This window comes from Pseudomonas sp. R38(2017) (assembly GCF_002112395.1).
Classification (GTDB): Bacteria; Pseudomonadota; Gammaproteobacteria; order Pseudomonadales; family Pseudomonadaceae; genus Aquipseudomonas.
Window position 1 is genome coordinate 254,559 of sequence record NZ_NEHN01000006.1, and the last position, 22,603, is coordinate 277,161.

Genomic DNA, 22,603 nt, shown 5'->3' on the forward strand with positions numbered 1-22,603 from the left:
CGGAACAAAATCCTTTAAAACAGGCGACTGCCGGTCAGGCAGTGCTTAAAACGGAGCCGGGCATTCGAAGCGCAAGCGTTCGCCGGACTGAGGGTGGGTGAAGCTGAGCATGCTCGCGTGCAGGCACAGGCGCGGCCAGGCGGCCAGGGCTTGTTCATGGGCATAGAGTCCGTCACCAAGCAGCGGGTGACCGATGGACAGCATGTGCACGCGCAACTGGTGCGAACGGCCAGTGATCGGCGTCAGTTCGACGCGGCACCAGTCGCCACAGCGTTCCAGCACGCGCCAGAAAGTCAGGGCGTGTTTGCCGAATTCGTGGTCGACCACGTGGCGCGGCTTGGTCGGCGGGTCATAGCGCAGGGGCAGGTCGATGCTGCCGCTGTCCAGTTCCGGCTGACCCCAGCACAGGGCGGTGTAGGCCTTTTCGGTTTCGCGGTCGTGAAACTGCCGCGACAGTTCGCGGTGAGTGTCCGCGTCGCGAGCCAGCAGAATGATCCCTGAAGTTTCCCAGTCCAGACGATGGACGATACGCGCTTCGGGGTAGCCGTTTTCCTGCAGGCGAGTGATCAGGCAGTCCTTGTTGTCGTCGGCCCGGCCGGGCACCGAGAGCAACAGGGTCGGTTTGTTCACCACCAGTACGGCGGCGTCCTGATGGATGATGTGGATGTTGGACAGCGGCATTAAAACAGCCTCGTAACAAATGCCAACGGCGGCTCAGGGCCCTTCCGGTATCGGAAGGGCCCTGAGCCGCCGTCGTTCCTGCCGGATCGACTCAGCGATCTGGCAGGGTGATGTTGAGTTCCAGAATCGAGCAGCTGCCCTGGCTTTCCAGTGCCACGTGGACGTCGTCGTTGCCGATGTTGACGTACTTGCGGATCACTTCCACCAGTTCCTTTTGCAGGGATGGCAGATAGTCAGGGGTACTGCGCTGGCCGCGTTCATGCGCCACGATGATCTGTAGACGCTCTTTCGCGACCGAGGCGGTACTTGGCTTTTTGTTGGCACGAAAGAAGTCAAAAAGGTTCATTACCTACCTCCAAACAGACGCTCGAAGAATCCCTTCTTCTCGACATTCAGGAACCGGTGTTCTTTTTCCTTGCCCAGCAAGCGATCAACGGTATCGCTGTAGGCCTGGCCGGCGTCGCTCTGGTCGTCGAGGATAACCGGGACGCCCTGGTTGGAAGCCTTGAGCACGGCCTGGGATTCCGGAATGACACCCAGCAGGCGCACGGCGAGGATTTCCTTGACGTCTTCGACGCCCAGCATTTCCCCTTTTTCGACGCGCTCCGGGTGGTAGCGAGTGATCAGCAGGTGTTCCTGGATCGGTTCTTCGCCTTTTTCGGCGCGACGGGACTTGCTGGCCAGCAGGCCGAGCATGCGGTCCGAGTCACGTACCGAGGAGACTTCAGGGTTGGTCACGACGATCGCTTCGTCAGCGAAGTACATGGCCAGGTGGGCGCCTTTCTCGATGCCCGCCGGGGAGTCGCAGACGACGAACTCGAATTGTTCCTTGAGCTCCATCAGGACTTTTTCCACGCCTTCCTGGGTCAGCGCGTCTTTGTCGCGGGTCTGGCTGGCGGCCAGTACGTAAAGGTTTTCCAGGCGCTTGTCTTTGATCAGGGCCTGTTGCAGGTTGGCTTCGCCGTTGACCACGTTGACGAAGTCATACACCACACGGCGCTCGCAACCCATGATCAGGTCGAGGTTACGCAAGCCCACGTCGAAGTCGACGATCACTGTTTTGTGGCCGCGCAGAGCGAGGCCGGTACCGATAGCGGCGCTGGTGGTGGTCTTACCCACACCACCCTTGCCGGATGTAACCACGAGAATCTTGGCCAAGGTGTTTCACCCCTAAGGAAGAAGGACTGTTCAGCCCCTGAAAAACATCTCTTGAAAACTACTGCAGTCGGACAGCCTTGGCTGGAATTCGGCTTTTGGCCTTTTTCCTACTTCGTTTGAGCCGTTTTCGCTACGTTTTAGAGATGCTTGGAAAATGCGGCAGTATCCGTTAAAGCCGAATGATGTTCAACACGTCGCCCGACAGGCTGACCTGTACGCCCGAACCCCACATCGGATCGCGACGCAGGTCTTCGGAAACCTTGTAATGGCCTGCGATGGAGATCAGTTCAGCGCTCAATTGCTGACAGAAAATCCGCGCCTTGGTGTCACCCTTGACCCCGGCCAGCGCACGACCGCGCATCGGGCCGTATACATGGATGTTGCCATCGGCGAGAAGTTCCGCCCCCGGGCTGACCGAGGACACCACCACCAGATCGCCACCTTGCGCATATATCTGTTGGCCGCCACGTACTGGCGTGGTGATGACGCGGGTCGGTTTGACGGTCGGCTCCGGCGGTTTTTCCGGCTTCTTCGGAGCAACAGGCTCGGCAGTTTCCAGTGGCCGCTCGCGGGCGCCGGACGGCGGTAGCACCGGGATGTCGATGGCGATGGCGGCGGCGATGTCTTCGATGCGGCTGGCGCGAATCGCCAGGGTGCGCAGGCCATGCTGGCGGCACACGCGCATCAGGCCTGGCAGATCGACCGCGCCTTCGCTCGGCGGCAGCTTGTCCAGCGCCAGGACCAACGGCGCGTTGCTGAAGAAATTCGGTGCCTGGGCGACTTTGGCGGCCAATTGCCGATCGAGGCTGTCCAGGTCGTTGCGGGACAGTTCCAGCACCGTAATGGCGAGCATGCTGCCCTTCAGCTGGAACACGGGATCTTGGTCTGGCGATTCGGTTTGGCTCATGTCGGCATACAACGGCTTGTCACTAAAAGTGCCGAGACTTATAACGAGAACGCCCGCCAGCCGCAAGCCGGGTCGAACGATGTAGAATGCGCGGCCACTGTATTTACGGAAGCTTTAATGGATCGCCCGCGTTTTCGAAAAGCATTTCTTGCTCCACGCTTCTGGCCGCTATGGTGCGGCTTGGGGCTGTTGTGGCTGATCGTGCAGCTGCCGTATCCGGCATTGCTGGCCATCGGTCGCTTTCTCGGTGCCTTGATGTATCGCTTCGCCGGCGACCGGCGGCGCATCGCCAAGCGCAATCTGGAACTGTGTTTCCCGGAAAAATCCGCCGCCGAACGCAAACGGCTGCTCAAGGAGAACTTCGCCTCCACCGGCATCGCGTTCTTTGAAATGGCGATGAGCTGGTGGTGGTCGCGTCAGCGTCTGGCGAAACTGGCCCACGTCGAAGGCCTGGAGCATCTGCAAAAGGCCCAGCGCGAAGGCAAGGGCGTGATTCTGATGGCGGTGCATTTCACCACCCTGGAAATCGGCGCGGCGCTGCTCGGCCAACAGCACACCATCGACGGCATGTACCGCGAGCACAAGAACCCGCTGTTCGACTTTATCCAGCGGCAGGGCCGCGAGCGGCACAATCTCGATTCGCTGGCGGTGGAGCGCGACGACGTGCGCGGCATGCTCAAGCTGCTGCGTTCCGGGCGCGCGATCTGGTACGCGCCGGATCAGGACTACGGCGCCAAGCAAAGCATCTTCGTGCCGCTGTTCGGCATTCAGGCCGCAACGGTCACTGCCACCAGCAAGTTCGCCCGGCTGGGCAAGGCACTGGTGGTGCCGTTCACTCAGGAGCGTCTGGCCGACGGCAGCGGCTATCGTCTGGTGATCCATCCGCCGCTGGAAGGTTTTCCGGGCGAGACTGAAGAGGCCGATTGCATCCGCATCAATCAGTGGGTCGAAGGCGTGTTGCGTGATTGCCCCGAGCAATATTTGTGGGCGCATCGGCGCTTCAAGAGTCGCCCACCGGGCGAGCCGAAGCTGTACGCCAAGCGCGGTTGAACCTTCCATTCCTATAAGCACCACGGAGCGTTGCGATGAGCCCAGTTGAACCGGTCACAGGTTTGATTCTTTCCGGCGGCGGGGCTCGGGCGGCGTATCAGGTGGGGGTGCTGGCGGCGATTGCCGAATTGCTGCCGCTGGGCGCGGACAATCCGTTCCCGGTGATCGTCGGCACATCGGCCGGGGCGATCAACGCGGTCAGCCTCGCCAGCGGCGCCACGGACTTTCGCGCCGCCATCGAACGTCTGACTCTGTTCTGGCAAGGCTTTCGCAGCCACCGCGTACTGCGCAGCGACTGGCCGGGGGTGATTCGTCAAGCCAGCCGTTTCGTCAGCCACAGCCTGTTGGGGATGGGCCGGCAACTGCCGGTGGCGTTGCTCGACAGCTCGCCACTGCGCCATCTGCTCAATGAAAAACTGCACATGCCCGGCATTGCCGAATCCATCGCCCGCAAGCAACTGCACGCAGTGGCGGTGACGGCGTTCGGCTACGAATCCGGGCAAGCGGTGACCTTCTATCAGGGCGGCGGCACCATCGACTCATGGCTGCGTCATCGGCGCATTGGCGTGCCGACGCAATTGACCGTGGAGCACTTGCTCGCCAGTTCAGCGATTCCGCTGTTGTTCGCGCCGGTGAAAATCGGCGAGGAATATTTCGGCGATGGCGCGGTGCGGCAGTCCGCGCCGATCAGTCCGGCCTTGCACCTGGGGGCGAGCCGGGTGCTGGTGGTCGGCGTCAGCGGCAACCCGCGCGGGTTCGACCCAGCGCAACCACTGGAGCGCACCTACACCGGTCAACAGCCGACACTGGCGCAGATCGGCGGGCACATGCTCAACAGTACGTTCATTGACAGCCTGGAAAGCGACATCGAGCTGCTTCAGCGTCTGAACCAGTTCAGCCACCTGATGCCCGACGGAACACCGACGCGTGCTTTGGGCGTGGCGCCGGTTGAAGTGCTGGTGATCTCGCCAAGCCAGCCGATCGATGAAATCGCGGCGCGGCATCGTCAGGAACTGCCGGCGGCGTTGCGACTGTTCTTGCGCGGGCCGGGGGCGACCAAAACGAGCGGGGCAGGAGTGTTGAGTTACTTGCTGTTCGAGGCGGGGTATTGCAGCGAGTTGATCGACCTGGGGCGGCGCGATGCACTGGCCAAGCGCGATGAGCTGTGCCGGTTTCTCGGAATCGGCGAGGCGGTGGTTCCGGCCTGAAACAGATGGCGCCCGGGCGGGCGCCATCCGCAGCACTATCAGAAGTGGAACTTCACCAGGAAGCTGGTCACGTTCTGATTGGTGGTGAAGGCACGGGTGTCATCGATCCCGTACTTGTCTTTCCAGTAGTCGTATTCAACACCGACGTACAGCTGCTTCTCGCCGAAATTCAGCGCCTTGCCCAGGTCGTATTTGACCTGTGGGTTGAAGTGCAGGTTGGCGTGGTATTCGCCCTTGCTGTTAACGTCGTTGTCGACCACCCAGTCCATGAAACCATCGATCAGGATGTCCGAGTCGCCGACCGGAATGGTGTAAGACCAGACCGGTGTGATCTGCCAGACATTGTCGCCCGGACGCGAGCCTTCGGTGTGACGCTGATAGAAGTTCAACTGGAAGTAGTCGAAGCCGGGAATCGCCAGGTCGAAGCCTGGACCGATCAGGTAGGACTCGACGTCGCCTTCGCCGAACTCGTAGGTCATCGCCAGCAGCACGTCTTTGATCGGGCCGAATTCGATCTTCTGATCGAGGATCTTGCCTAACGACAGGCGTGGACTGAATTCGCCGTAGTAAGTGTTGTTGCCGACACCACCGTCAGGCTTGCCGTTGTAGAAAATCTTGTCGACGAACAGGAAGTTGTCCCCGTACTTCCAGGCATCGGCGTGCTCGAAGGTGACGGTCTGCTGGATGGCCGGGTTGACCTTGAAGTCCTTGCCATAAAGGTAGGTCAGGCTGTTGTTCTGCCATTGCAGCAGGCCGTCGGCCATGGCCTGGCCCCCCGCCAGCATGGTTCCCGCAAGCATCAGGCTGGTGCTCATACGTTTCATTCGGTTGCTCCCAAAGTAGGTATTCCACGTTTGTTTTTTTGAGTCGGCGCTCTGGTGTGGCGCCTTTTTTCATTGCTGCAAAAGTCATCCGATCGGTCAGCTTGTGTGCTGTTAGCAAGAGCTGAGCCAAGGCTTTTCGAAAAGCAAAAAAACGCCCGTCGGCTGCTGAAAAAACAGTCGACTGAGCGTGTTTTCGGGTTGCCTCGGTACTGACCGGGCCGGGATAAGTTGGCCCGTTGGTCAGGAATTAAATCCGGGCTTTTTTTTAGACCGAATTCAGGAGGCCGCGGAGAATACTGACTCAACGGCCAGGTCTCAAGTGCCCCGCAACAGAGCACCGACGATAGGTAGGGGGCACGGTTGCGGGTCATCTTAGAAGTGCACCTTCACCAGCAGGCTGGCGGTGTTCTGATTGGTGTCGAGGGTGTGGCTGCTTTCGACCCCGTATTTGTTCTTCCAGTAGCTGTATTCGGTGCCGACATACAGCTGCTTCTGACGCCAGCCGAGAGCTTTGCCCAGGTCGTATTTGATCTGCGGGTTGATGTGCAGGTTGGCGTGATAGGTGCCGCGCGAGTTCTCGTCGTTGTCGACGACCCAGTCGAGATAGCCGTCGATCAGCACGTCGGAATTGCCCAGCGGAAAGCTGTAGGACCAGCCCGGGGTGATCTGCCAGACACCATCGCCCGGGCGCGGGCCTTCGGTCTGGCGACGGAAGATGTTCAGGGTGACGTAGTTGAAGCCCGGTACCTTCAGGTCAAAGCCGGGACCGATCAGATAGGCCTCGCTCTCACCTTCGCCGTACTCGTAGGTCATCGCCAGCAACACGTCCTTGATCGGCCCGAACTCGAGCTTTCGATCGAAGATCTTGCCGAACGAGAAGCGCGGGGTGAATTCGCCGTAGAAGGTGTGCGGGCCTTTGTTACGGTCTTCCTGGCCGTTGTAGAAGATCTTGTCGACGAACAGGAAGTTGTCGCCGTACTTCCACTTGTCGGCGTGCTCGAACGTCACCGTCTGCTGGATCGACGGGTTGATCGCGAAGTTCTTGCCGTACAGGTAGCTCAGGCTGTTGGTCTGCCACAGTAATAAATCGCCAGCCATGGCTTGCGATGCGGCCAGCAGGCCGCCGCTCAACAACACGTTGGTTTGAGTCCGGATCATCTGTTGCTCCCTCTTGTTTTTATTGTTTGAGGCAAAGCTGTCGCTAGGGGCTGGCGTTGGCGAGCCCCTTTTTTACTCTTCGGATCAGTGCGGGTGTGCGTGGCAGTCGTTGATCGCGGCGCGTTCGGCGCCACCGAGAATGTTGAACAACAGGTTCAGCGTCAGCGCGCTGAGGGTGGCCATGGCGATACCGCTGTGGGTGATCGGGCTCATCCACAACGGCAGGTGGGCGAAGAATTCCGGACGTACCACCGGGATCAGGCCCATGCCGATACTCACCGCCACCAGCAATTGATTGCGACGGTCGCCAATGTCGGCTTCCTGCAAAATCTTGATGCCGGTCGCCGCCACCATGCCGAACATCGCGATCGCTGCGCCACCCAGCACCGCCGGTGGAATCGATGCCACCAGAAACGCCGCTTTCGGCAGCAGACTCAGGACGATCAGCAAGCCGCCGGCAACGATGGTCACTGAGCGGCAGCGCACGCCGGTCATCTGCACCAGGCCGATGTTCTGTGCGAAGGAGGAGTGGGTGAAGGTGTTCAAGAAACCGGCGACAAACGATGCGCCGGCATCACACAGCAAACCGCGACGCAGCATGCGCGGGCAGACTTCCTGGCCGGTGATCTTGCCCAGCGCCAGGAACATCCCGGTGGACTCGACAAAGATGATCACCACCACCAGACACATCGACAGGATCGGTGCCAGTTCGAACTTCGGCATGCCGAAATGCAGCGGGGTGACGAACTGAACCCATGGCGCGTTGGCCATGCCGCTCAGGTCGACCATGCCGATGGCGCCGCAGAGCACGTAGCCCAGACACATACCGATCAGCACGGAAATGTTGACCCAGAAACCACGCATGAAGCGATGGATCAACAAAATGGTGGCCAGCACCAGTGCGGCAATGGCCAGGTAAATCGGTGAACCGAATTGAGCGGCACCAGCGCCGCCACCGGCCCAGTTCACGGCCACGGGGAACAGCGACAGACCGATCGAGGTGATGACCGTGCCGGTCACCAGCGGCGGGAAGAATCGCACCACCTTGGACATGAACGGGGCGATGATCATGCCGAAGAACCCGGCGGCGATGGTTGCGCCGAAGATTCCCTGCAAACCGATGCCGGGCATGCCGGCCATGGCGACCATGCTGCCGACGGCGGCGAAACTGGCGCCCATCATCACCGGCATGCGAATGCCCATCGGGCCGATGCCTAAGGATTGCACGATGGTGGCGATGCCGGCGACCAGCAGGTCGGCGTTGATCAGGAAGGCGATTTCTTCACGACTCAGGCCAGCGGCCTGTCCGATGATCAGCGGTACCGCGATGGCGCCGCCGTACATCAGCAGTACATGTTGCAAACCGACCAGGATCAGTTGCAAAAGGGGCAAACGCTGAATGGCGGGTGCGTCGGGGATGCGCGCTTTGGACAGCTCGGACATGCAACACCTCGGATCTTTTTTATTCTTGTGATGAACAGCGGCCGGGTTGCTTGCCGCTGTCCTCTTTGCATCAGGTAAACCGCGTTGCGGCGATTCGCGAGCAGGCTCGCTCCCACAGGTACTGCATGACCTGTGTGGGAGCGAGCTTGCTCGCGAAGCTTTTTTGCTACTTAGTTGGTCTGGGCTCCCTGGGCGATCCATGCACCGATCAGGTCACGTTCCTGCTGGGTCATCTGCGTGATGTTGCCCAGTGGCATGATCTGCGTGGTGATGGCTTGCGCCTGGATCCGCGCCGCGTTCTGGCGGATTTGCTCGGGGGTGTCGAACATCACACCGGCCGGTGCAGCGCTGAACAGCGGGCTGGTCGGTTTGGCCGAGTGGCAGACCGCGCAGCGTTCCTGGATCACGTTGTGCACCTTGTCGAACGCAGGGCCGGCGTTGGAGGCCTGAGCGGGAGCTGCGGCCGGTGCAGCAGGGGCTGCTGGTTGCGCCGCTTCAGCCGGTTTCGCGCCACCACCCAAAGCCGTTTCCGGCAGCGGCTGGTACTCGATTTTTGCAGGCGCCTTGGCCACGTCAGGAGCGGTCGACATCGGCGCAGGACCGGTGACGTACGCCAGACTGATCATGCCCACCGCTGCCACTGGCAGGGTCCAGGCAAACTTGTGGCTGTCGTGACGGGTGTTGAAGTAGTGACGCACCAACACCGCCAACACTGCGATCCCGGCCAGGATCAGCCAGTTGTACTGGCTGCCGTAAGTGCTCGGGAAGTGGTTGCTGATCATGATGAACAGCACCGGCAGGGTGAAGTAGTTGTTGTGACGCGAACGCAGCAGGCCTTTGGCCGGCAGCGCCGGATCCGGCGTGCGGTTCTCGGCAATCGCGGCAACCAGTGCGCGCTGCGCCGGCATGATGATGCGGAACACGTTGCCGACCATGATGGTGCCGATGATCGCGCCGACGTGCAGGTACGCACCACGACCGCTGAACACCTTGCTGAAGCCATACGCCGCGCCGATGATCAGCACGAACAGGATGAAGCCGAGCAGGGCGGGTTTCTTGCCGAGGGGTGAATCGCAGAGGAAATCGTAGATGAACCAGCCGGCGATCAGCGAACCGATGCCGATGGCCACGCCTTCAGGGCCGGTCAGGCCGCTGCCGGGTGCCACGAGGTAGAGCACGGGGTTGGAGTAGAACACCACGCAAAGCAGCGCGATCCCCGACATCCAGGTGAAATAGGCTTCCCATTTGAACCAGTGCAGGTTCTCCGGCATCGACGGAGGGGCCAGTTTGTATTTTTCCAGGTGATAGATACCGCCGCCGTGGATCGCCCACAGATCACCGGCAAGACCGGTTTTCGGGTTGACGCGGTTGAGGTTGTTCTCCAGCCAGACAAAGTAGAACGACGCGCCGATCCAGGCCACGCCAGTGATCATGTGAACCCAGCGCACGCTCAGGTTCAGCCATTCCAACAGATGTGCTTCCACAGTCTTTACCTCTCGCCCGTCACTCTTGTTGTCGAGTGATCGGACCTTCTCTTATTGGTGGGGGGCGAGGATCAACCGCTCATCCTCTTTGAAAAAATGCTCATCGCAGTTATTGCCTGTGCCACTGCGATCAACCACCAGGAAGTCATCCCGCTTTTCGATCGTCAGCACCGGGTGGTGCCAGACGCCGCGATGGTAATTGATGCCCTGCCTGCCGTTGGTGACGAAGGCGCGGACCAAGCCTGATACAGGTACATCGCCAAGTGGCGCGACCACGATCAGAAAGGGGTTGCCGAGCAGCGGAATGAAAGCCTGGCTGCCCAGCGGATGGCGTTCCAGCATGCTGACGGTCAGCGGCATGTCCTGCGCGTCGGCGCGGAAGATGCTGATGATCGCGTTGTCCTCAGGCGTCGCGGTTTCGACCGTCGCCAGTTTGTGGAAGCGCATGGTCGAACCGTTGTTGATCATGAAGTGATCGCTGCCGTCGGTTTCGATCACGTCACCGAAAGGGGCGAAGGCTTCTTTGGTCAGCGGTTCAATCGTCAGTGTGCGCATGCTGTTCTTCTTATCCGAATTCTGTGTTGTTGGTTCTGTTGCTATCGCTGGCAGGCCAGCTCCCACATCTGGAATACATTCCCTTGTGGGAGCCAGCCTGCTGGCGATCGGGTTCAGCGCTTATTTAGCGACCTTGCCCAAAACGCGCAGGCGGCTCACACCACCATCCGGGAACACGTTCAGACGGATGTGGGTGATCGGGCCCAGTGCCTTGATCTGCTCGACGAAGGTGTGTTCGGCGTGCATTTCCAGCTTCTGGCTTGGCAGCAGTTCGCGCCAGAACAGCGATTGGGTTTCGATCTGGCTGTCGGTGCCGCCCTTGACGAATGCGCCCTGGATCGAGCAGGTATCCGGGTAGTTGCCCTTGAAGTGCAGGGTGTCGACGATGATTTTCTCGATCTCGCCCGGGTGACCCAGTGCGACGATCACCCAGTCATTGCCGGGGGTACGACGACGTGCAGTTTCCCAGCCGTCGCCCATGTTGATGCCACGGCCCGGGTTGAGGATGTTGCTCATGCGGCCGAAGTGTTCGTCGGAGCAGGCGAGGGCGCGGCCACCGTTGAGGGCTGCAGCCAGGTCGACTTGCTCGTTGTCGCCAACAGCCGACCAGTCGCGGAACGGAATGCCGTACACGCGCAGACGGGCAACACCGCCGTCCGGGTAGATGTTGAAGCGCAGGTGGCTGAATGCCTTGTCGTTGCTGATTTCGTGGTAGTGGTGACTGTTACCCTGGAGCTCGACGGCCGACAGTACTTCAGTCCACTGAGTGTTTTCGTCCGGTTCGCCCGACGCCAGGAAGCACGCTTCCAGCGAGGCCGATGGCGGGAAGTTGCCGGTAAAGAATGAAGTGTCGATGTCCACGCCTTTGATCGAACCCGGTACACCCAGGCGGATTACCGCGCTGTCGTAGCCTTCGAAGCGCTTGCGGCGCGATTCCCAGCCGTCCATCCACTTGCCGTTGTCATCGAACACGCCCTCCTTCCACACGGCCGGTGTCGGCTGAAACAGACGATTGGCGTCTGCGAACCAGTCATCGGTGACCGAGATGATTTTGGTGCCCAGACGGGCATCGGCCAGGTTGACGAACTTCTCGAAAGGTACGGCGTAAGCTTTCATTCTTCTTGTCTGCCTTTAAATAAGTGGCTTGGGATGCTTGCAGGGCCCTGGGAAACACAAGCGTTCTAGAGGTTTCTCGGGCCAGGCTTGCTAGAGAGTCAGTAAACGGAACAGGGCAATCTTGTTGATCTCCGCCAGCGCACATTTGAACTCGGTGTCGACCGGGTTGTGAATGCGCGTTTCGAACGCCGCGAGGATCTGATGCCGGTTGCTGCCTTTTACCGCCATGATGAAGGGAAACTTGAACTTGGCCTTGTAGGCGTCGTTCAGCTCGGTGAAGCGCTGGAACTCTTCGGCCGTGCATTGGTGAATACCGGCGCCAGCCTGTTCATTGGTGCTGGCTTCGGTCAACTGGCCCTGAACGGCAGCTTTGCCGGCCAGGTCCGGGTGAGCGTTGATCAGTGCCAGTTGACTGGCGTGATCGGCGCTCAACAGGATGTCGCTCATGCGCTGGTGCAGGGTTTCGATCTGGTCGATCGACGCGTCCTGTCCCAGGTCGAAGGCCTTCTCGGCCACCCATGGCGAATGTTCGTAGATGTCGGCGAAGGCTTTGACGAAGGCGTCGCGGCTCAGGGTCGACGGTTTCAGGGTTTGAAAGGTGCTCATTTGGCAGCCCCTTGGTACGGGTGGGTTTCGTGCCAGTGACGTGCGATGTCGACGCGGCGGCTGAACCACACCTGTTCATGACTTTTAGCGTATTCGATAAAGCGCTTGAGCGAAGCCAGACGCGCCGGACGGCCCACCAGACGGCAGTGCAGACCGATCGACAGCATCTTCGGTGCTTCGGCGCCTTCGGCATAAAGTACGTCGAACGCGTCTTTGAGGTATTCGAAGAAGTCGTCGCCCTTGTTGAAACCCTGGACCTGGGTGAAGCGCATATCGTTGGTGTCCAGGGTGTACGGGATCACCAGGTGCGGCTTGCCGGTCGGGTTGTTCGGTTCCCAGTAGGGCAGGTCGTCGTCGTAGGTGTCGCAGTCGTAAAGGAAACCACCTTCTTCCATCACCAGACGACGGGTGTTCGGGCCGGTGCGGCCGGTGTACCAGCCCAGCGGGCGTTCGCCTGTGAGTTCGGTGAGGATGCGGATCGCTTCGAGCATGTGCTCGCGTTCCTGCGCTTCGTCCATGTACTGGTAGTCGATCCAGCGGTAGCCGTGGCTGCAGATCTCGTGACCGGCCTCGACCATCGCGCGGATCACGTCCGGGTGACGCTGGGCGGCCATGGCCACGGCGAAGATGGTCAGCGGAATGTCGAATTCCTTGAACAGTTTCAGGATCCGCCAGACGCCGGCACGGCTGCCATACTCGTAAAGCGATTCCATGCTCATGTTGCGCGCGCCTTGCAGAGGCTGGGCCGCGACCATTTCCGAGAGGAAGGCTTCCGATTCTTTGTCGCCGTGCAGAATGTTGCGCTCGCCGCCTTCCTCGTAATTGAGTACGAACGACAGTGCGATCCGGGCATTGCCCGGCCAGTGTGGGTGAGGAGGGTTACTGCCGTAACCGATCAGGTCGCGTGGGTAGTCAGCGCTCACTGCAGTCTTCCTTCTTATTCGTTGACAGGTTGTGTAACGGCCTGCACAGGCTGGCGTCACAGTGATGGGCTGATTGTATACAACTTTATTCTCAATTTGTAAGCCTGAATTTTCGCATTTTTCACCGGCTGTCATCTTTTACTGCTAATGGCGTGAACCTGCAAGAAACCTGCCTGACCAGTCAGCTAATGGACTTGGGGTTCAATGAATGCATGGCGCAAGGGCAGATCACCGGGAAATCGAAGGACGGCGGGGATGAGAGGAAAAATGTCGTTTTTATTGTGTACAATTTTTTTGAAAAATGTCTTAATCAATCGCTCGCCGCAGCTTTTCGTGCTCCGAAACGGTGCGGTCTCCTTTTCAACTGACTTCGGGAGGCGCGAAGTCTGACTGCTCCACGCAGGCAGGCGCGCAGAATCAATGGGACGTTTGACAACACACGTTTTGGACGCTGCACACGGTTGCCCGGGCAGCTCGATCAAGGTCGAGCTGTACCGCGTTGAAGGTTCACAACTGGAATTGGTCGCCAGTGCGCTTACCAACAGCGATGGCCGGGTCGATGCGCCGCTGCTGCAAGGCGATGACTACCGTACCGGTGTCTATCAGGTTCAGTTCCACGCCGGCGATTACTACCGCGCCCGCGGCGTCCAGTTGCCGGAGCCGGCATTCCTGGAGGTGGTGGTGCTGCGGTTCGGCATCTCTGCCGAACAGGATCACTACCACGTACCGTTGCTGATCTCGCCTTACAGCTATTCCACGTACCGGGGCAGCTGACCCCCAAGCAGCTGCCCCTGCCGGGAAGCGACTGCGCATATAGCTTCTTTGGTCTTTCGCCCGCTCACACTGCGGGCTTTTTTTATCCTCGCGTCTGCAAAGCGTCAAAGTCTGGGGTAATCATCCCTGATGATGAAAAACGTATCCGGATAGGTGGCGAGTGCCTGTACGCCTCCTCTGAGCCAGATCACCTTGTTCACTGCATGGGCCGCTTCTACGGTTTGCGCGGCGTCCAGGCCGACCTGATCGATCAACCTGATATTGGAGGCCTTCGGATCCTGCTTCAGCGGCTGATGTATCTGTCGGCCTTTGATGCGATGCAGGCTGAGGAAAAAAACGAAATCGTGCCCTGTGCGCTTGAAGACCACCGCCGCGAAGCTTTGCGCAGAGCTGGGCTCGAAAACGCTGTAGCCATTGCGTGTCAGAAGCCCCGCCGCGAAGCGCTTTATATCGACCGCCGATTGACTCGGCATGAAATAGCTCCATTCCTGTCGAAACCGGGCCGGGTCGAAGTCCAGTCGACGCAGGCCGTTTTTCACGCCGGCAACGGGCAGCTCGACCTTGCGGTTGATACTGGATCCGGCGCGTGGCAGTGATTCGAGCATCAGCAGCGGGTCGATCAGTTCTGGACGCGGATTGACGGTGCCGGTTTTCCAGTCATTGAATGCTTGGCGCAACAAGGTCAGGCCGGTGCCGGTCGCCAGCTCGGAGCCATTGGCAAGCATGAATTGTCGTTTGGCGACGTTGTGCAGGGTGACGTCCGCCAGTTCGGGGAAGTAGGTCGCGACGGTATCCCTCATCGGTCTCTGGAATGGAAGGGTCGGATCGATTTCCCATTGAAGTTCGGGAGGAACACGAATGGCGCCGCGAGGTTGCTGCAGAAAATCGACCCGCAATGTCCGATCCAGCGACGCATAGTCGTAGATCATGTGGTTCGGATGCTTGACGTAGACAATGGGATGATTGGGCTCGGTGCCGCGGGGCAGGGCCTTGTAATTGACCCCTTTGATGTTGATGTCGTCAGGTGAAACATGATGGACGGTAATGCCCCAGGTCTTCCAGGGATCGATCAAGGTATCAAACGCTGTGATCTGCTGTGCACCGATGTCGGTAATCGTGCGGTCCGGGCCGATCGATTCGCCGCTCGGTTGTCCATCATTGGTCATACGAGGGCGTTTGGAGGGTGTGACGTGCGTGCGGTCATCGGATAGGGCGATGCGGGTGACAGACAATCGGGAGGCGTCAGTGTCCAGGGACCTCTCCGGTGCCACGGCGCGCCATTGCAGGGTACCTGGCACCTGCTCGAGTCGAGGGCCGGACGCCCAGAGTTCGGTCGCCAACCGGGCTCTGAGCCGACTTTGCAGATCCGTGCCGAGCAGAACGGTTCTGCCATCGGTCAGGTCGACGTAGGTGTGCGGCCCGGCCTTGCGAAACCCCGTCAGTAGATCGGGCTGGGGCAATCTGTCGACGATTCGCGGAGCAAGAAAGTAGTCGGCGACCGGACGCTCGTTTTCGATACGAGCAATATGGGTTTCGGCGGGTAGATCGGCGATCTGGAGTGGTGGCGGTGTGAAGGGGGACGGATCGCTCTGTCCGTTATGCGAAGTGGCTGCCTGATCGAGTTGCTGATATTCGACATGCAGCGGCTGCCTGACGGATATTTCAGGCGTCGTGTCGCGGAGAGTCGGGGTGCTTTGATCTGAAGCAGGTGAGGTTTTCGGGCGGATCGGCTTTTTCGGGCTCATTGATCGTTTTGCTCAGTGCATCCAGTTGATGGTGCGCTCGATCATCTTCAAGCCGGGGCTGTCCCGTGTAGTACATATGTCTATTGGCTGGCGCAGTTGATACCCGGTGTTTCCGGTGCCGCCACTTCGACGGGAAATGGCGGCATGCCCATCGGAAATCAGTGGCTGCTCAGCAAGGAAGCTGCACCTGCACCACCAAACAATCCGGCGCTGATTCGGTTGAACCAGCTCTGACCCTTGCCGCTACGCAGGTAACGCGCTGCGCCGTGGGCTCCAAGTCCATAGGTCAGCTTGCACAGCAGGTCGAGGACGGTCCATGTGGCGATCATCACCAACAGCTGTGGCAGGAAAGGTTGTTCGGCGCTGAGGAACTGCGGCAGGAATGCGGCGAAAAACAGAATGTCTTTCGGATTGCTGGCACCCAATACGAAGGCCCGTCCGAACAGTGCGCGGAATCGCGGAACCGGCGCTGCTTGCGGTACCTCGGCACCCACCGATGGCTGGCGCGATTGCTGCCAGCTCTGCCAGGCAAGGAAGAACAGGTACAGCGCGCCGACGATTTTCAGCGCACTGAACAGTTTCTCCGACGCCAGCAGCAGGGCGCCCAGCCCCAGTGCCGAAGCGCTAAGCAGGCAGATCGATGCGATCACTCCGCCGAGAAAGGCCGGATACGACCGGCGCAGACCGTAATTCAGACTGTTGCTGATCATCAGCAACGACAGTGGCCCCGGAATCAGGATCACCACCAGCGCGGCGCCGCTGAACAGCAGCCAGGTTTCCAGACTCATCACTTGCTCCTTTTTATCGTTATCAAGAATGTGCAAAAGCCCCACCCGCAAGGGTGAGGCTGTTTTGACGCTCAAACCGCGTGACGCTTACAAGAAGATGAACTTGGCGATGAAAATCGCGCAGAGCACCCACAGGCTGACGGAGATCTCTTTGTATTTACCGGTGCCGGCCTTCAGCGCGACATAGGTAATGAAGCCCAGCGCGATACCGTCGGCGACCGAGAAGGTCAACGGCATCATGATCGCGGTAACGATGGCCGGAATGCTGTCGGTCGCTTCGTCCCATTCGATGTGCGCCATGCCGCCCATCATCAGCATCGCTACATAAATCAGCGCGCCGGCGGTGGCGTAGGCGGGAATCATGCCGGCCAGCGGGGCAAAGAACATCGCGGCTATAAATAGCACACCCACGGTCACTGCGGTAAGACCAGTCCGACCACCAGCCGCTACACCGGCGGCACTTTCCACGTAGCTTGTGACCGGCGGAACACCGACCACTGCACCGAAAACGCTGGAAGCGGAGTCGGCTTTCATCGCGCGGGAGAGGTTTTCGATGCGGCCGTCAGCGCCCACCAGATTGGCGCGCTGGGCGACGCCCATCAGGGTGCCGGCGGTGTCGAACATGTGCACGAAGAGGAAGGCCAGTACCACGCTGATCATGCTGACGTTGAACACGCCGGCGATGTTCATGGCCATGAAGGTCGGCGCCAGGCTTGGCGGGGCGGACATGATGCCCTCGTAGTGCACCAGACCGATGCCCCAACCGGCGAGTGTAACGGTGATGATGCTGATGAGGATCGCGCCGAACACTTTGTGGTAGCTGAGGATCGCGATCATCAGGAAGCAGATGGCGGCAAGCAGCGGGCCGGGTTCACGCAGCGAGCCGAGCTTGATCAGCGTGGCCGGGCTGTCGACAACGATACCGGCGGTTTTCAGGCCGATCAGCCCGAGGAACAGACCCACGCCGGCGCCCATCGCAAAGCGCAGGCTGACCGGGATGCTGTTGAGCAGCCATTCGCGAATCCGCGAAAAGGTCAGGATCATGAACAGCACGCCCGAGACAAACACCGCACCGAGGGCGGTTTCCCAGTTGTAGCCCATGGTGCCGACCACGGTGTAGGTGAAAAACGCGTTGAGGCCCATGCCTGGCGCCAGGCCCACCGGCCAGTTGGCGTACAGGCCCATCAGCAGGCAGCCCAGCGCGGCGGCGATGCAGGTGGCGACGAAGGCCGCACCGTGATCGATCCCGGCATCGGCCATGATGTTCGGGTTGACGAAGATGATGTAGGCCATGGTGATGAAGGTTGTCAGACCAGCGATCAGCTCGGTCTTCACCGTGGTGCCATGCAAGCTGAGTTTAAAGAGGCGCTCAAGCAGGCCATTGCGTAACGGCGGCGAGAGTTCCAGCGTCGATGCTTCGGATTTGCGGCTTTCCACAGCGAGTACTCCTCAAGAGTTTTATTGTTATTTCCAGGGCCGGACCCTATGAGGGGGTGGCAGCGGCCCTTTGAGGCATACGCGAATTTGTTGACCATGCGGTCAGGAACTCGCACGCTGTGGATTATGCTTTTGTGTACAAATAAAGCAAATATTGTTTTTGGTTTTGTAGACGAAAATACTGGTGACCGAGCTATATCACTCGTTCGAGCGGTTGGTTCCCAACGCCAGATTCACCGCCAGCCAGCCGTTTACCGCCGTCTCGCCGGCTTCGGCAAAGACGCGTTCGAGCAATTTCACCTGTTCCCGGCGCAGCGCCTGTTCAAATTTCGCGCCTTCAACGGTCAGTTCCAGCAGGCGTTTACGCTTGTCGGTCTCCGACGCCACGCTGTCCACCAGATGCATTTCCTGCAGTTGCCTCAACGGCATGTTCAGCGCCTGCTTGCTGACGCCGAGCAGCGCGAGCAATTCCTTGACGCTCAGGTTCGGGTAGCGGGCGATGAAAAACACGATGCGCTGATGCACTCGGGACAGGCCGCGACGCTCAAGCATTTCGTCAGCCTTGGCTGTGAACGCCTGATAACCGAAGAAGAACGCTTCCATGGCTTGCTGTTGGCTGGTGCAGTTTTTAAGGTCAAGCATATTGACGTTTCCGCTGAGGCTGTCGTAATTTCAGTCAACAAGTTTGACTCATTTTTCTCATGCCTCGCTAGCGGTGACTTCCATGGCTTTTTCCGAACGTGTCTCGCGTCTCAAAAGTTCTCTGATCCGTGAAATCCTTGCTGCGGCCCAGCGCCCGGAAGTAATGTCGTTCGCCGGCGGTTTACCGGCTGAAGCGATGCTGCCGAAGGTTCAATGGGCCGACATGCCGCTGTCTCTCGGCCAGTACGGTATGAGCGAAGGTGAGCCGGCATTGCGCGAAGCGCTGGCGGCAGAGGCGAGGGCGCTGGGTTTGCCGTGTGAGGCGAGTCAGGTGCTGGTGGTCAGTGGTTCTCAGCAGACTCTCGATCTGGCGGCCAAGCTGTACATCGACAAGGGCACTGAAATCCTGCTCGAAGCGCCGACTTATCTGGCGGCGTTGCAGATTTTCCAGCTGTTCGGCGCCGATTGCCTGACCGTGCCGCTGGAGGCTGACGGTCCGAACCTTGCGCAATTGCGTCAGCGTCTGGAGCAGCATCGCCCGGCGTTCATCTACCTGATCCCGACCTTCCAGAACCCGTCCGCCGTACGCTACAGCGAAGCCAAGCGCGAAGCTGTCGCAGCACTGCTCGACGAATTCGGCGTAACCCTGATCGAAGACGAACCCTACCGCGAGCTGACGTTCGACGGCGGCAGCGCCCAACCGATTGCCGGTCGTTTGAAGAAGTCCAGCTGGATCTACACAGGCACCGTGTCGAAAACCCTGTTGCCGGGTCTGCGCGTCGGTTACCTGATCGCCAGCCCGGATCTGTTTCCGCACCTGCTCAAACTCAAACAATCGGCGGATCTGCACACCAACCGCATCGGTCAGTGGCAGGCGTTGCAATGGATCGGCAGTGAGAAATATCAGCAGCACTTGAGTGAATTGCGCGGCTTCTACCGCCAGCGCCGCGATGCGTTTCAAACGGCGCTGGAAACGCATTTCTCCGACCTGGCGGACTGGAACACGCCGCAGGGCGGACTGTTTTTCTGGCTGACCCTGAAGCAACCGCTGGATACGCGCACGCTGCTGAACACCGCGCTGGCCAACGATGTGGCGTTCATGCCGGGCGAGCCGTTTTTCCCCGACCCGGACCGCAACCACGGCCATCTGCGCCTGAACTTCAGTCACATCGATCCGGCTCGTCTGGACGAAGGCCTCAAACGTCTGGCAGCGGTGGTGCGCCAGGCACAGGCCGCCCAGGCCGCATAAAAAAACCGGCCATCAGGCCGGTTTTTTGAGTCAGACCGCGGCGAACCGCTTGTTCAGATATTCGATGATGGTGTTGGACTCATACATCCAGGTGGTCTGGCCGTTCTCTTCGATGCGCAAGCACGGCACCTTGATCTTGCCACCCTGTTCCAGCAGGGTCTGGCGATCCTGCTCGTTGTTCTTCGCATCCTTCAGGGCTACCGGAACGTTCAGGCGACGCAGGCTGCGGCGGGTCTTCACGCAGAACGGGCAAGCGTGGAACTGATACAGGGTCAGGTCCTTGGCGGCGGCGTCAACCTGGGCCTGGGCAGCGGCGGGGCGCTGCTTCTTGCCCGGGCGGGTCAGGAAATCAACGAAGATGATCAGTTGGCCGAGGCCGACACGAAGCGCTTTGACGAACACGTTACAAGCCTCACAGGGACATTGAAGAAGGCGCGCAGCTTACCCGATTTTTCACGGACGAAAAAAAACCGGCGATCAACGCCGGTTTTTTTGTGTCACGAATTACTTGATCAGGCTGAGAAACTCGCTGCGAGTCGCTGCGTTCTCGCGGAACTCACCGAGCATCACCGAAGTGATCATCGACGAATTCTGCTTCTCCACACCGCGCATCATCATGCACATGTGCTTGGCCTCGATCACCACGGCCACGCCCAGCGCGCCGGTGACCTGCTGGACCGCATCGGCGATCTGGCGGCTGAGGTTTTCCTGGATCTGCAGGCGGCGGGCGTACATGTCGACGATCCGCGCGACCTTCGACAGGCCCAGCACTTTGCCGCTCGGGATATACGCGACGTGGGCCTTGCCGATGAACGGCAGCAGGTGGTGTTCGCACAACGAGTACAGCTCGATGTCCTTGACCAGCACCATTTCGCTGTTGTCGGAGCTGAACAGGGCACCGTTGGTGACCTCTTCGAGCGTCTGTTCATAACCGCGGCAGAGGTACTGCATGGCTTTGGCGGCACGCTTTGGCGTGTCGAGCAGGCCCTCGCGGGAGACGTCCTCGCCCAGTTGGCCGAGAATCGCGGTGTAATTCTGTTCCAGGGACATGAAACTACCTGTGGGGATTTTCGCAAAGGGCAAGGGTACGGTGGCGGACACAACCCTGCAAGTTCGGTGTAACGGGATTATTCGTCGCGGCCTTCCATCATGGTGCGTTTGAGCATCACGTAAACCGCGCCGGCGCCGCCGTGTTTCGCCTGGCACGAGCAGAAACCGAGCACTTGCGCATGCTGGCGCAGCCAGGTGTTGACGTGGCTTTTGATCATCGGCCGCTTGCCGTCCAGACGCACAGCCTTGCCGTGGGTGACGCGTACGCAGCGGATTTCGAATTTGGTCGCTTCGGCGAGAAAGGCCCACAGGGTTTCGCGGGCTTTTTCGACGCTCATGCCGTGCAGGTCGAGGCTGCCTTCGAACGGGATCTGCCCGACTTTGAGCTTGCGCATCTGGCTTTCCTGCACGCCGTCGCGGGCCCACATCAGCTCGTCTTCGGGACCGACGTCGATCACGAACTGATCGGACAGACCATCAACGGTGGTGGTTTCGGTACGGATGGTGGCGGACTGGCGCAGCTTGGCGATCTGTGCACGGTCAGCCTTGGGTTTGCCGGTGTCGGCGCGGTCGTGCTTGATCGGCTTGACACCTTGGATCGCACTTTTGAACAGGGAAAAATCGTCGTCTTGCATATCAGCCTCCGCGAAGGGCGGCCAGTTTACCCAAACAGACACAAAACGGCCCGGCAAAAAGCCAGGCCGTCGATTCAGTCGTGTTTTTTCATCAGGTGCGGGGACATGTTCAGTTCCCGCGATTGCCGTGCGCGACGCCGGCAACGGCGCCACAGGGCCACGCCGAAATACAGGAACAACAGGCCGACAGCCAGAATGATCGCCGAACCCATCGGCGTCGCATTCAAGTCGCCGAGTGCTGGCGGATGCCCGATCAGGCTGGCAGCCCCGGCCATCGCCAACAGCACACCGAACGTCGCCAGGATGGCGGCGATCGCTGCGCCGAATCGAAAACGCCAGTTGCTTTGGCCTTTGGGCCGCAAGCGGCGTGCGTCAAATCCATCGGATAACTTCATTCCGACCTTCCTCAATGGGTATCGGCCCTTCGACCGGGAGTTGACCGGGTTGTTCCTGAGGCTAGGGTAATTGAAGCAAATGCGAGGCTTTTGCGGATGAGCGGCGGGCCGGGCCGCTCATTGGCGGTCGATCAGATCAGGTCATTGGTCAGCGCGAGGGTGGCGAAGTTGTCGGCCATGATCGCCATTTCCGCCTCCTGAACCTGTTCGGCACTGAGCACGCGGCCCTTGAACGGCAGGTCCCGGGTGGCGCAGGCGTCTTCGACCAGGGTGCAACGGAAACCCAGGTTTTTCGCGGCACGCACGGTAGTGCTGACACTGGAGTGGCTCATGAAACCGCAGACGATCAGATCGAGCGAACCGAGGGTTTGCAGACGATCGTAGAGTTCGGTGCCGTGGAAAGCGCTCGGCAGCAGTTTGCCGATGATGGTTTCATCACCCTGGGGTTCCAGACCGGGGATGAATTCGCCGCGTTCGCCTTGCGGGTCGAACAGACCGCCGACGGTGCCGAGGTGGCGCACATGCACGATCGGACGGCCGGCCGCGCGGGCGGCGGCAACCAGTTGTTTGATGTTCGCGACAGCCGCGTCCATGCCGCTCAGGGCCAGCGGGCCGCTGAGGTACTCTTTCTGGGCATCGATGATGACCACGGTGGCATGGCTCAACGTGGCCGCTGCGTAACCGCGACCGCTGAGTTGAAACATCGTTTTTGGAACGGACATTCTGGGGCTCCTTGGGGTGGGGCTTTTGCGACATTGTCCTCTGGCTGAGCGGT

Annotated in this window: 25 protein-coding genes; 4 read left to right on the top strand and 21 right to left on the bottom strand. The window is 59.9% G+C overall.

Translation table 11 applies throughout. The features are described 5' to 3' along the window. Positions 1-45 precede the first annotated feature (45 nt). From CAF87_RS17240 to minC, 4 genes are all read right to left on the bottom strand, one after another. Positions 46-681, bottom strand: coding sequence for an RluA family pseudouridine synthase (locus CAF87_RS17240; protein ID WP_085732336.1), 636 nt, complete (start codon positions 679-681; stop codon positions 46-48). Between the two features lie 91 nt (positions 682-772). Then, entirely contained in the window at positions 773-1,027 is a 255-nt protein-coding gene (gene minE, locus CAF87_RS17245) for a cell division topological specificity factor MinE (protein WP_007960071.1), read from the bottom strand. Further along, the gene (minD, locus tag CAF87_RS17250) at positions 1,027-1,839 is read right to left on the bottom strand and encodes a septum site-determining protein MinD (RefSeq protein WP_085690474.1); all 813 of its coding nucleotides are present in this window, start codon (positions 1,837-1,839) and stop codon (positions 1,027-1,029) included. The genes minE and minD overlap by 1 nt, the downstream gene beginning before the upstream one ends. Before the next feature lie 169 nt (positions 1,840-2,008). Beyond that, a complete protein-coding gene (minC, locus tag CAF87_RS17255; RefSeq protein WP_085732533.1) occupies positions 2,009-2,746 on the bottom strand; it encodes a septum site-determining protein MinC in 738 nt (245 codons plus the stop codon). 117 nt (positions 2,747-2,863) lie between these two features. Between minC and CAF87_RS17260 the strand changes: the two genes are divergently transcribed. Both CAF87_RS17260 and CAF87_RS17265 read left to right on the top strand, forming a co-directional pair. Beyond that, on the top strand, positions 2,864-3,796 hold the full coding sequence (locus tag CAF87_RS17260; RefSeq protein ID WP_085732337.1) for a lipid A biosynthesis lauroyl acyltransferase: 933 nt from the start codon (positions 2,864-2,866) through the stop codon (positions 3,794-3,796). A 35-nt stretch (positions 3,797-3,831) separates the two neighbouring features. After that, positions 3,832-5,004: a patatin-like phospholipase family protein gene (locus CAF87_RS17265; RefSeq protein ID WP_085732338.1), complete on the top strand. Its 1,173-nt coding sequence runs from the start codon at positions 3,832-3,834 to the stop codon at positions 5,002-5,004. Positions 5,005-5,042: 38 nt separating this feature from the next. On the opposite strand, the gene CAF87_RS17270 is transcribed toward CAF87_RS17265, so the two are convergent. The 8 genes from CAF87_RS17270 to puuE form a co-directional block, all read right to left on the bottom strand. After that, positions 5,043-5,828: an outer membrane protein OmpK gene (locus tag CAF87_RS17270; RefSeq protein ID WP_085732339.1), complete on the bottom strand. Its 786-nt coding sequence runs from the start codon at positions 5,826-5,828 to the stop codon at positions 5,043-5,045. Positions 5,829-6,200: 372 nt separating this feature from the next. Beyond that, positions 6,201-6,986, bottom strand: a complete 786-nt coding sequence (locus CAF87_RS17275) for an outer membrane protein OmpK (protein ID WP_085732340.1) — start codon at positions 6,984-6,986, stop codon at positions 6,201-6,203. A gap of 84 nt (positions 6,987-7,070) precedes the next feature. Continuing rightward, the gene (locus CAF87_RS17280; protein WP_085732341.1) at positions 7,071-8,429 is read right to left on the bottom strand and encodes a nucleobase:cation symporter-2 family protein; all 1,359 of its coding nucleotides are present in this window, start codon (positions 8,427-8,429) and stop codon (positions 7,071-7,073) included. A gap of 170 nt (positions 8,430-8,599) precedes the next feature. Then, on the bottom strand, positions 8,600-9,913 hold the full coding sequence (locus tag CAF87_RS17285; protein WP_064378710.1) for a urate hydroxylase PuuD: 1,314 nt from the start codon (positions 9,911-9,913) through the stop codon (positions 8,600-8,602). 51 nt (positions 9,914-9,964) lie between these two features. Next, positions 9,965-10,468, bottom strand: coding sequence for an ureidoglycolate lyase (locus tag CAF87_RS17290; RefSeq protein ID WP_027613342.1), 504 nt, complete (start codon positions 10,466-10,468; stop codon positions 9,965-9,967). A 120-nt stretch (positions 10,469-10,588) separates the two neighbouring features. After that, positions 10,589-11,584 carry an allantoicase gene (alc, locus tag CAF87_RS17295; RefSeq protein WP_007960036.1) on the bottom strand — a complete coding sequence of 332 codons (996 nt, stop codon included), beginning with the start codon at positions 11,582-11,584 and terminating at the stop codon, positions 10,589-10,591. 90 nt (positions 11,585-11,674) lie between these two features. Beyond that, positions 11,675-12,190 carry a 2-oxo-4-hydroxy-4-carboxy-5-ureidoimidazoline decarboxylase gene (gene uraD / locus CAF87_RS17300; RefSeq protein ID WP_065258076.1) on the bottom strand — a complete coding sequence of 172 codons (516 nt, stop codon included), beginning with the start codon at positions 12,188-12,190 and terminating at the stop codon, positions 11,675-11,677. Then, positions 12,187-13,113: an allantoinase PuuE gene (puuE, locus tag CAF87_RS17305; protein ID WP_007960032.1), complete on the bottom strand. Its 927-nt coding sequence runs from the start codon at positions 13,111-13,113 to the stop codon at positions 12,187-12,189. Before puuE ends, uraD begins: the two co-directional genes overlap by 4 nt. Before the next feature lie 420 nt (positions 13,114-13,533). Between puuE and uraH the strand changes: the two genes are divergently transcribed. Next, positions 13,534-13,887: a hydroxyisourate hydrolase gene (uraH, locus tag CAF87_RS17315; protein WP_085732343.1), complete on the top strand. Its 354-nt coding sequence runs from the start codon at positions 13,534-13,536 to the stop codon at positions 13,885-13,887. A gap of 104 nt (positions 13,888-13,991) precedes the next feature. Here the strand turns inward: uraH and CAF87_RS17320 are convergent, their stop codons facing one another. From CAF87_RS17320 to CAF87_RS17335, 4 genes are all read right to left on the bottom strand, one after another. Beyond that, on the bottom strand, positions 13,992-15,632 hold the full coding sequence (locus CAF87_RS17320; RefSeq protein ID WP_085732344.1) for a hypothetical protein: 1,641 nt from the start codon (positions 15,630-15,632) through the stop codon (positions 13,992-13,994). A 158-nt stretch (positions 15,633-15,790) separates the two neighbouring features. Next, positions 15,791-16,420: a LysE family translocator gene (locus CAF87_RS17325; RefSeq protein WP_085732345.1), complete on the bottom strand. Its 630-nt coding sequence runs from the start codon at positions 16,418-16,420 to the stop codon at positions 15,791-15,793. A gap of 87 nt (positions 16,421-16,507) precedes the next feature. After that, complete coding sequence (locus CAF87_RS17330) at positions 16,508-17,857, bottom strand: NCS2 family permease (protein WP_085732346.1); 1,350 nt, start codon at positions 17,855-17,857, stop codon at positions 16,508-16,510. 198 nt (positions 17,858-18,055) lie between these two features. Next, on the bottom strand, positions 18,056-18,499 hold the full coding sequence (locus CAF87_RS17335; RefSeq protein WP_085732347.1) for a MarR family winged helix-turn-helix transcriptional regulator: 444 nt from the start codon (positions 18,497-18,499) through the stop codon (positions 18,056-18,058). A gap of 82 nt (positions 18,500-18,581) precedes the next feature. Here CAF87_RS17335 and CAF87_RS17340 point away from each other — a divergent pair, with 82 nt between their 5' ends. Next, complete coding sequence (locus CAF87_RS17340; RefSeq protein ID WP_085732348.1) at positions 18,582-19,748, top strand: PLP-dependent aminotransferase family protein; 1,167 nt, start codon at positions 18,582-18,584, stop codon at positions 19,746-19,748. 30 nt (positions 19,749-19,778) lie between these two features. Here the strand turns inward: CAF87_RS17340 and CAF87_RS17345 are convergent, their stop codons facing one another. The 5 genes from CAF87_RS17345 to CAF87_RS17365 form a co-directional block, all read right to left on the bottom strand. Then, complete coding sequence (locus CAF87_RS17345; RefSeq protein ID WP_007960011.1) at positions 19,779-20,150, bottom strand: glutathione S-transferase N-terminal domain-containing protein; 372 nt, start codon at positions 20,148-20,150, stop codon at positions 19,779-19,781. 102 nt (positions 20,151-20,252) lie between these two features. Beyond that, positions 20,253-20,798, bottom strand: a complete 546-nt coding sequence (gene folE / locus CAF87_RS17350; RefSeq protein ID WP_003204506.1) for a GTP cyclohydrolase I FolE — start codon at positions 20,796-20,798, stop codon at positions 20,253-20,255. 77 nt (positions 20,799-20,875) lie between these two features. After that, on the bottom strand, positions 20,876-21,433 hold the full coding sequence (locus tag CAF87_RS17355; RefSeq protein WP_085732349.1) for a Smr/MutS family protein: 558 nt from the start codon (positions 21,431-21,433) through the stop codon (positions 20,876-20,878). 74 nt (positions 21,434-21,507) lie between these two features. Further along, positions 21,508-21,828 (bottom strand): hypothetical protein, encoded by a 321-nt coding sequence (locus CAF87_RS17360; protein ID WP_085732350.1) that lies wholly within the window; start codon positions 21,826-21,828, stop codon positions 21,508-21,510. Positions 21,829-21,959: 131 nt separating this feature from the next. Next, positions 21,960-22,550, bottom strand: a complete 591-nt coding sequence (locus tag CAF87_RS17365) for a cysteine hydrolase family protein (protein WP_085732351.1) — start codon at positions 22,548-22,550, stop codon at positions 21,960-21,962. Positions 22,551-22,603 lie beyond the last annotated feature (53 nt).

Excerpts from the sequence above, each read along its gene's own strand:
- CAF87_RS17240 (WP_085732336.1), bottom strand. The coding sequence starts at position 681 with ATGCCGCTGTCCAACATCCACATCATCCATCAGGACGCCGCCGTACTG.
- minE (WP_007960071.1), bottom strand. The coding sequence starts at position 1,027 with ATGAACCTTTTTGACTTCTTTCGTGCCAACAAAAAGCCAAGTACCGCC.
- minC (WP_085732533.1), bottom strand. The coding sequence starts at position 2,746 with ATGAGCCAAACCGAATCGCCAGACCAAGATCCCGTGTTCCAGCTGAAG.
- CAF87_RS17260 (WP_085732337.1), top strand. The coding sequence starts at position 2,864 with ATGGATCGCCCGCGTTTTCGAAAAGCATTTCTTGCTCCACGCTTCTGG.
- CAF87_RS17265 (WP_085732338.1), top strand. The coding sequence starts at position 3,832 with ATGAGCCCAGTTGAACCGGTCACAGGTTTGATTCTTTCCGGCGGCGGG.
- CAF87_RS17270 (WP_085732339.1), bottom strand. The coding sequence starts at position 5,828 with ATGAAACGTATGAGCACCAGCCTGATGCTTGCGGGAACCATGCTGGCG.
- CAF87_RS17275 (WP_085732340.1), bottom strand. The coding sequence starts at position 6,986 with ATGATCCGGACTCAAACCAACGTGTTGTTGAGCGGCGGCCTGCTGGCC.
- CAF87_RS17280 (WP_085732341.1), bottom strand. The coding sequence starts at position 8,429 with ATGTCCGAGCTGTCCAAAGCGCGCATCCCCGACGCACCCGCCATTCAG.
- CAF87_RS17290 (WP_027613342.1), bottom strand. The coding sequence starts at position 10,468 with ATGCGCACACTGACGATTGAACCGCTGACCAAAGAAGCCTTCGCCCCT.
- alc (WP_007960036.1), bottom strand. The coding sequence starts at position 11,584 with ATGAAAGCTTACGCCGTACCTTTCGAGAAGTTCGTCAACCTGGCCGAT.
- uraD (WP_065258076.1), bottom strand. The coding sequence starts at position 12,190 with ATGAGCACCTTTCAAACCCTGAAACCGTCGACCCTGAGCCGCGACGCC.
- uraH (WP_085732343.1), top strand. The coding sequence starts at position 13,534 with ATGGGACGTTTGACAACACACGTTTTGGACGCTGCACACGGTTGCCCG.
- CAF87_RS17320 (WP_085732344.1), bottom strand. The coding sequence starts at position 15,632 with ATGAGCCCGAAAAAGCCGATCCGCCCGAAAACCTCACCTGCTTCAGAT.
- CAF87_RS17325 (WP_085732345.1), bottom strand. The coding sequence starts at position 16,420 with ATGAGTCTGGAAACCTGGCTGCTGTTCAGCGGCGCCGCGCTGGTGGTG.
- CAF87_RS17335 (WP_085732347.1), bottom strand. The coding sequence starts at position 18,499 with ATGCTTGACCTTAAAAACTGCACCAGCCAACAGCAAGCCATGGAAGCG.
- CAF87_RS17340 (WP_085732348.1), top strand. The coding sequence starts at position 18,582 with ATGGCTTTTTCCGAACGTGTCTCGCGTCTCAAAAGTTCTCTGATCCGT.
- folE (WP_003204506.1), bottom strand. The coding sequence starts at position 20,798 with ATGTCCCTGGAACAGAATTACACCGCGATTCTCGGCCAACTGGGCGAG.
- CAF87_RS17355 (WP_085732349.1), bottom strand. The coding sequence starts at position 21,433 with ATGCAAGACGACGATTTTTCCCTGTTCAAAAGTGCGATCCAAGGTGTC.
- CAF87_RS17360 (WP_085732350.1), bottom strand. The coding sequence starts at position 21,828 with ATGAAGTTATCCGATGGATTTGACGCACGCCGCTTGCGGCCCAAAGGC.
- CAF87_RS17365 (WP_085732351.1), bottom strand. The coding sequence starts at position 22,550 with ATGTCCGTTCCAAAAACGATGTTTCAACTCAGCGGTCGCGGTTACGCA.